General features: G+C 69.2%; 8 protein-coding genes and 2 pseudogenes. 5 read left to right on the top strand and 5 right to left on the bottom strand.

Annotation, left to right across the window (positions count from 1 at the left end; genetic code table 11):
• The 4 genes from V7E45_RS38095 to V7E45_RS38080 form a co-directional block, all read left to right on the top strand.
• On the top strand, window positions 1-1,360 hold a 1,360-nt coding region (locus V7E45_RS38095), incomplete at its 5' end, for a S1C family serine protease (RefSeq protein WP_333778853.1).
• 107 nt (window positions 1,361-1,467) lie between these two features.
• Window positions 1,468-1,908, top strand: a complete 441-nt coding sequence (locus V7E45_RS38090) for a sec-independent translocase (RefSeq protein ID WP_333778852.1) — start codon at window positions 1,468-1,470, stop codon at window positions 1,906-1,908.
• A 262-nt stretch (window positions 1,909-2,170) separates the two neighbouring features.
• Window positions 2,171-2,845, top strand: coding sequence for a hypothetical protein (locus V7E45_RS38085; RefSeq protein WP_333778851.1), 675 nt, complete (start codon window positions 2,171-2,173; stop codon window positions 2,843-2,845).
• A 266-nt stretch (window positions 2,846-3,111) separates the two neighbouring features.
• Entirely contained in the window at window positions 3,112-3,603 is a 492-nt protein-coding gene (locus V7E45_RS38080) for a DUF3566 domain-containing protein (protein WP_333778850.1), read from the top strand.
• Between the two features lie 43 nt (window positions 3,604-3,646).
• On the opposite strand, the pseudogene V7E45_RS38075 reads toward V7E45_RS38080, so the two are convergent.
• Window positions 3,647-3,784 (bottom strand): annotated as a pseudogene (locus V7E45_RS38075) (nickel-binding protein); the annotation flags it as partial.
• Between the two features lie 635 nt (window positions 3,785-4,419).
• On the opposite strand from V7E45_RS38075, the gene V7E45_RS38070 reads away from it, so the two are divergent.
• Window positions 4,420-4,572: a hypothetical protein gene (locus V7E45_RS38070; protein WP_333778849.1), complete on the top strand. Its 153-nt coding sequence runs from the start codon at window positions 4,420-4,422 to the stop codon at window positions 4,570-4,572.
• A gap of 194 nt (window positions 4,573-4,766) precedes the next feature.
• On the opposite strand, the gene V7E45_RS38065 is transcribed toward V7E45_RS38070, so the two are convergent.
• The 4 genes and pseudogenes from V7E45_RS38065 to V7E45_RS38050 all read right to left on the bottom strand — a co-directional run bounded on the left by V7E45_RS38065 (window position 4,767) and on the right by V7E45_RS38050 (window position 6,334).
• Window positions 4,767-5,144, bottom strand: coding sequence for a hypothetical protein (locus tag V7E45_RS38065; RefSeq protein WP_333778848.1), 378 nt, complete (start codon window positions 5,142-5,144; stop codon window positions 4,767-4,769).
• Between the two features lie 233 nt (window positions 5,145-5,377).
• Complete coding sequence (locus V7E45_RS38060; protein ID WP_333778847.1) at window positions 5,378-5,755, bottom strand: hypothetical protein; 378 nt, start codon at window positions 5,753-5,755, stop codon at window positions 5,378-5,380.
• A gap of 277 nt (window positions 5,756-6,032) precedes the next feature.
• A pseudogene (locus V7E45_RS38055) lies at window positions 6,033-6,227 on the bottom strand (site-specific integrase); the annotation flags it as partial.
• On the bottom strand, window positions 6,197-6,334 hold the full coding sequence (locus V7E45_RS38050; protein WP_333778854.1) for a hypothetical protein: 138 nt from the start codon (window positions 6,332-6,334) through the stop codon (window positions 6,197-6,199). The gene V7E45_RS38050 and the pseudogene V7E45_RS38055, both read right to left, overlap by 31 nt.
• Window positions 6,335-6,402: the final 68 nt, after the last annotated feature.

Raw genomic sequence — 6,402 nt, 5'->3', positions numbered from 1 at the left:
GGCCCGGGCCGCTCCGCCCACCCAGGGCCACGCGGGGCAAGCGGCTGTCGGGCACCCCGGGGAGGCGGTCGCCGGAGTGCCCGGGGATCTTGCCATCGGCGGCGCGGAGACGGGTTCCGGGGAGGGGCGAGGGCCCGGGAGTGATCCCTGGCAGGGGTACGACCCGTGGGCCGTGGGTGCGGACGGGCGGCAGCCCCTGGCCGGTGGACCGTTGCAGCAGACCGGTGCCGGGGTGCTCACGCGCCGTCAGCGGGACAAGCGGGGCAGGCGGCTCCTGCTGGTGTGGACCGCCGTGGTCGCGATCGTCTCCAGCGGTGTCGGCGGCCTCGCCGGCGCCTATGTCGAGCGCGAGGGCGCCGGAGACGTGACGCTGCCGCAGGCCGGGAGCGTGCCCGCCGGACGGGCCCCGGACAGCGTCGCCGGGATCGCGGCCCGGGCCCTGCCCAGCGTCGTCACGCTGCACGTGAGCGGGGCCGACGAGGCGGACACCGGCACCGGCTTCGTGCTCGACGCCCGCGGGCACATCCTCACCAACAACCACGTCGTCCAGGCCGCCTCCTCCGGCGGCGAGATATCCGTGACGTTCAGCGGCGGCGACACCGCCAAGGCGAGGATCGTCGGCCGCGACAGCGGATACGACCTGGCCGTCGTCCAGGTCAGCGGGGTCCGCGGGCTCACCCCGCTGCCCCTCGGCAACTCCGACGACGTCCGGGTCGGTGACCCCGTCGTCGCCATCGGTGCGCCCTTCGACCTGGCCAACACCGTCACCTCCGGCATCATCAGCGCGAGGGAACGGCCCATCACCGCCGGCGGGGAGAAGGGCGACGGGAGCGACGTGTCGTACGTCGACGCGCTCCAGACCGACGCCCCGATCAACCCGGGCAACTCCGGCGGCCCCCTGCTCGACTCCCGGGCCCGGGTCATCGGCATCAACTCCGCCATCCGCTCGGCCGGGACCGGCTCCGACTCCGGCAGCGGCCAGGCGGGTTCCATAGGGCTCGGCTTCGCGATACCCGTCAACCAGGCCCGGCGGGTCGCCGAGGAACTGATCAACGAGGGGCACGCCACCCACCCCGTCATCGGCGTCACCCTCGACATGGGCTGGACCGGCGACGGCGCCCGCGTCGACAGCAAGGCCAGGGACGGCGGTCCGGCCGTCGCCGCGGGTGGACCCGCCGCCCGGGCCGGCCTCAGGGCGGGCGACGTGATCACCGAGGTGGACGGTCAGCGCGTCCACTCGGGGGAGGAACTGATCGTCAGGATCCGGGCCCATGAACCGGGCGACCGGCTGCGTCTGACGGTCGAACACGGCGGCGAGCGGGAGGTTTCACTGGTGCTGGGCGCTTCGGAGCAGAATTGACCGAAGTCCGGGACAGAACTGACAGAAGTCTCACCACGGGACGGTATCGGTGCCACTGTCGAGCCGGGTACCGTTGAGCGACCGAGGACTCGCAATGGGAGCGTCAGGTGTTCAATGACATAGGGCCACTGGAGCTGGTGACCATCATCGTGATCGCCGTTCTCGTCTTCGGTCCGGACAAGCTCCCGAAGGTCATCCAGGACGTGACGCGCACGATCCGGAAGATCCGGGAGTTCTCGGAGAGCGCCAAGCACGACATCCGCAGCGAGCTCGGACCCGACTTCAAGGACTTCGAGTTCGAGGACCTGAACCCCAAGGCGTTCCTGCGCAAGCAGCTGGACAGCGACGAGCTGGGGCTGAAGGAGATCCGCAACGGCTTCGACCTGAAGAAGGAGATGGCGGAGGTCACGGACGCGGTCAACAGCCGCGACGGCGGCGCCCCGTCCCCGTCGTCCCCCTCGTCCTCCGGCGGGCGCATCGACATGAGCAAGAAGCCCGAGGACCCCGGCCCGGACGACCGGCCGCCCTTCGACGCGGACGCCACCTGACCGACCCCGCCACCCGGGCCGTGCGACGCCTGTGACGCACGGCCCGCACGCGTGACGCGTTTCACACCCCGCGCCCGTGGAACCCGCAGAGCCTCCCGCGCACCGCGTGTGGAGGCCGTCCGCGCGACCCACGCGCCGGGCGGTTTCCCGGCGGCCGTCAGCGGTGTGGATATGCTGCCGAGTTGTTGTGCGGACCGGACGAGTACGCCCGAAGGGGGGCGGGCCGCCCCGGTCCGACGAGAGCGAGGAGGCGTCCGGGCATATGGAGACGACAAGTCGGGTGGGCGCGCAGGCGCCGGCCGCGGAGGGCGGACAGCAGTCCCGCTCCGCCCGGCGTACGGTCGACGCCTACCTGGAGGCGCCTTTCCCCTGGTACGGCCTCGACGAGGCCTTCACGGGGCCGCGCTGGCTGATGCAGGTCGGCACCGCGGCCGACGGGGCCGTGGAACACGGTTCGATCGGGCACGGTGACGAGCCCTCCGTACGCAACGAGCACATGGCCGCGTCGGCGGCGGACGAGCCACGGGAGAAGTTCGCGGTCGTGGTGACCGTCGCCGCGAACCCGTCCCGCAGGAGCGCCGACGGCACGGGCCTGCTGGAGGCGACGTCGGTGTCCTCGGCGGCCTGGCTGGCCGGTGTGGGGCTGCTGTCGTTCACCTGGCCCGGCCAGATGGACCACAGCCTCCGCGACGACTGGCTGGACCAGCAGACGGAGACGGCGTGGGCCCTGGCCGACGACCTGGACGGCCCGGAGTGGTCCAGACTCTCCCTCCCGGTGGACGGCGTGCCCGCCGAGTTCCACTACCGGGAGTCCGAGTTCGGCTGGGTCCTGGCCGGCACCACCGGGGCCGGAGCGCATGTCGGGGCGTACGGGCGGGGGATGAGCGCGTACGGCCTCGGCTTCGCGATGATCAAGGACATCGCCGAGTACGCCTGAGGGCCCCGGCCCGCGCACGGCGAAGGGGGTGCCGGCACCACCGGCGCCCCCCCGTGCCGAGAGGCCCTCGGACGCTCGTGCCGAGAGGCACTCAGACGCGCACGCCCCGTCCGGCAGGACATCACCCGTTCGGCCCCCCCGGGTCCGGCCCCCGTGCCGCGAGCGGCGGGCCCGGCGCCCTCACGTTCACTCAGCGTCATCCTCGGGAGTGCGCGGCCGCACCCCCGCGCTTAGCGTCGCAGGTGTCGACCAGCCAGGGAGTGGACATGGGCCGGACCAGGCGCAGCAGGACCCCGAACACCGTCCGTGAGCGGACGCAGGACATCGTGTCCCGCGCAGTGGCGGCACCGACCCGGGACCACACGCTCCCGCACGCTCCACCGCGTCGGCCCACCCGCCTGCGCATATCCCAGAACAACCCCTGGTCGATCACGGTGATGAGCTTCCTCTTCCTCGGGAGCCTCGGGGTGTGCGTCCTCGGTGCCGTGCTCGCCACATCGGTGATCATGGCGGTGGTGGCTCCGGGCGCGGGGCCGTCGCTGTCGCAGACGCTGTTCATCGCCGCCGTGGTCGTCGCCGGCGAGATCCTCCTGGGCACCGCCGTGGCATGCCTGTGCGGCTTCACGTTCAACCACACAGCGCGGTTGAGCGGCGGCCTGGAAGTGGCCCTGACCGACGATCTAGCCGATCCGGCACCCGCGGGAGGCCGGGGAGAAGAAGCGCGGGAAGCACCGGCTCCGGCCGACACCCCCAGCTGAGCGCAGCCCGAGAGGACGGCTCCACCGCCGGCCGGACCCGCCCTCACACGGTCACGGGAACCGGGTGGATCTCGTCGGCCCGATGGCCGGCACGTTCGTGGACACGCTGGACCGCTTCGGCCGAGGGCGCCTCGGAGAGGCAGTAGACCGTGCCGGACTCCGGATCCGCCCAGGCCTTCTCGTTTTTCAAGGTGATGGAGCCAACCCTCCGTGGTCTGCCCTTCAGGCCGGCGTACGTCGTGCTGCGGCAGGGAAGCCACCAGGAGGCGAAGTCCCGAGTGGACCTGTAAGCGGTACAGCAGCGAAGTGCAGCAGCCCCAGCAACCGGCAGCGCCCACCATCGTCGCTCACGACCCTCGCGGCATCCTGTATGACCTTGACTGACCGATCTCCGTAGCGGTTCCGGGCGGCTCGGCCGATGTCGCCAGACACAGTGATCGGCCTGATAAGGATGAGGCCACGGGTTCACAGACGGGAGCGGCGTATCCGGCAATGGGTGCACCGCTTTCGTCATCCGCCGTCTTCCGACGTGATCAAGACTGTCAGCCCCGAGTGCTAGAAACACCCGCATGGTGTACAGATTCACGGCGCAGATTGCTTGCGGGTTCGATGACCCGGACCAAGACGACTGCGTAATGGCAGGTGTGGCCGAGTCGGACGACGAGGATGGGTTCTCCCTCTTGTTCATGTGCGACTTCGAGGAACCCGACACGCAGGAAGTGTCCTTGGGGATGGACACACTGCCTTGTCACACCGGACCAGGGCACCGCCTACGGCTGCGTACGCGAGGTGGAACTGGACGGGGATGTGCTTCGGGTGACATTGGACCCTTCGTCGTCGGACGCGCTCGGCCTGGCCGATCCCGTCGTCGAGGCCCTGCTGCGGGCGCCGGCGGCGGAGATGGCACGCATGCGCGAGGTGCTGCCCCGCATCTTGACGTACGGACGTCCCAGTGCCCGCCCCGCCTGAGGCTGATCAACCTGTAGCAAGCGCAGCAGCGGACTAAAGCAACCGCTTTGACTGCCATTGGTCGTCATGGCCCCACGCGGACTCCCTGACCGGCTCCTGAAGCGGTGGCCGGCGACGGCCGCACGCCCTTCACCTGCCCGCTCGGCGAGACTCGGACAGCGGCGCTCGACTGGGGCATTGGGACTCCGGCGACCTCACGTTGCAGGGCGCCCCGCACGGAGGAAGTCGACGTACTCGTCTCCGGCCAAGCCTGCATTCACCCAGCGATGACGGACCGCTCCGGTTCGACGCTCAGCCTCAGTCATCGCGCCTGCCGCATCGTCGGTAACAGCCAGCGTCTGGCCGAACTGGTCATAGGGGTCGAGCGGTGGGAACTCCAGGAGATCATAGAAGTTCTCGCTGCCCACGTCTTCTACGACGTGCAGTGTCACCTCGTACCCGCGCTTGGTGGACTCGATGCCGACCCAGCGAATGGCCGGTGTCCCGGCCCCCTGCACGGGCCCGAGAAACTGCTCAATCCCTTGCCCACGCCGCAGAGCACCGACAGCGAACGTCTCGACCAGATAGCGCATGGGCGCAGCGTACGACGCGGGGGCCCGTGCCCCCTCACGTGTCCCAGCGAACGGGTAGCCATGGGGGACACCGGGCAGTCGCAGGGAACAGACACGAGAACGGCCCCCGACCGTGTCGCCTGGTCGGAGGCCGTTCTACCTGCGCGGTGCGTGTGGGATTTGAACCCACGGTGACTCGCGCTACGACGGTTTTCAAGACCGCACGCCACAGCCCGCCCGAGGAGTGCGGGCGATCAATCACCGGTGAAGACGGGGACGATCACTGCTGCGATCGCAGAGAGCAGGCCGGCTACGGCCAAGAAGGCGTTGAACTTTTCCTTCGCGGTCGGGAAAACGGCACGACTCACGTCCCCGACCTTGCTCCGCAGCACGATCATCTTGAGTTTCTGCCAACGATGCTGGCGGTTTCGGCACCCCATCAGTACGCCGTAGGCGTTGTTCCGGCAGTAGGTCCGACCGTCCCGATTGACCGCTCCACACCAGACTGGCACCTGGAAAGAAGCGTAGGCGAAGACCGCAATGGACAAGGCGGCGATGATCGGGAGGGTCCATCGCTGGGTCCACGCGACGACGAGTGCTCCAACCGCGACATATCCCCAGTACAAACGCATGGCTTTCCCCAAGAGAGCGCAGCGTAATGGCATATGCGCAGCTCAAGCAGCAGCACGAATCAGACAGCATCGCCGCTATGGCGCGTGCGTCCCTCTTGACTACCGGTGCTTCTGACGTGACGTTCCGGGCCGTCCCTGGACCGCGCGGGGGCGCTCAACGACCACCAACGCTGACAAGCGACTGCGGCTCCGCCGCTGGTCAGCAGGTTGACCAAGGACGGAGCCGCAGATCGCAGAGGCGTGGCGTCAGAACTTGTTCGTCTGGAAAAGTAGCAGGTCAGAGACCTTCCGGGTCCTTCGGGGCCGTGATCGGGCCGTCAGAGTGGGAAGCCTCGGTGAAGAGGGCGTCCACGGCGGACCGGGTGCGGCTGTCACTGCTGGGCATGGGGTGTGTGTACGTGCGCAGCGTGAATGCCGGATCGGCATGACCTAGGTACTCGCTCAGAGCCTTGATGCTCTCCCCGGCGTCGAGTCCCGATCCATCGCCTGCTCACCGGTCTTCTTGTTCACCATCTTCGGTTCCGGCGCGGTCGCCACGAACACCACGGCGGTCGAAAGGTCGATCTTGAACGACGGCATGAAGTACTCCCAGTGTCGAAGCTCCGGAGCAGCTCAAAGAAGAGCCGCTTTGCTCGCTGTCCTAGGAC

The sequence above is a fragment of the Streptomyces sp. IBSBF 3136 genome, from assembly GCF_036815105.1.
Lineage (GTDB): Bacteria > Actinomycetota > Actinomycetes > Streptomycetales > Streptomycetaceae > Streptomyces.
Note: the sequence above shows the minus strand (reverse complement) of the source record. Positions and strands in the feature narration are given on the sequence as shown.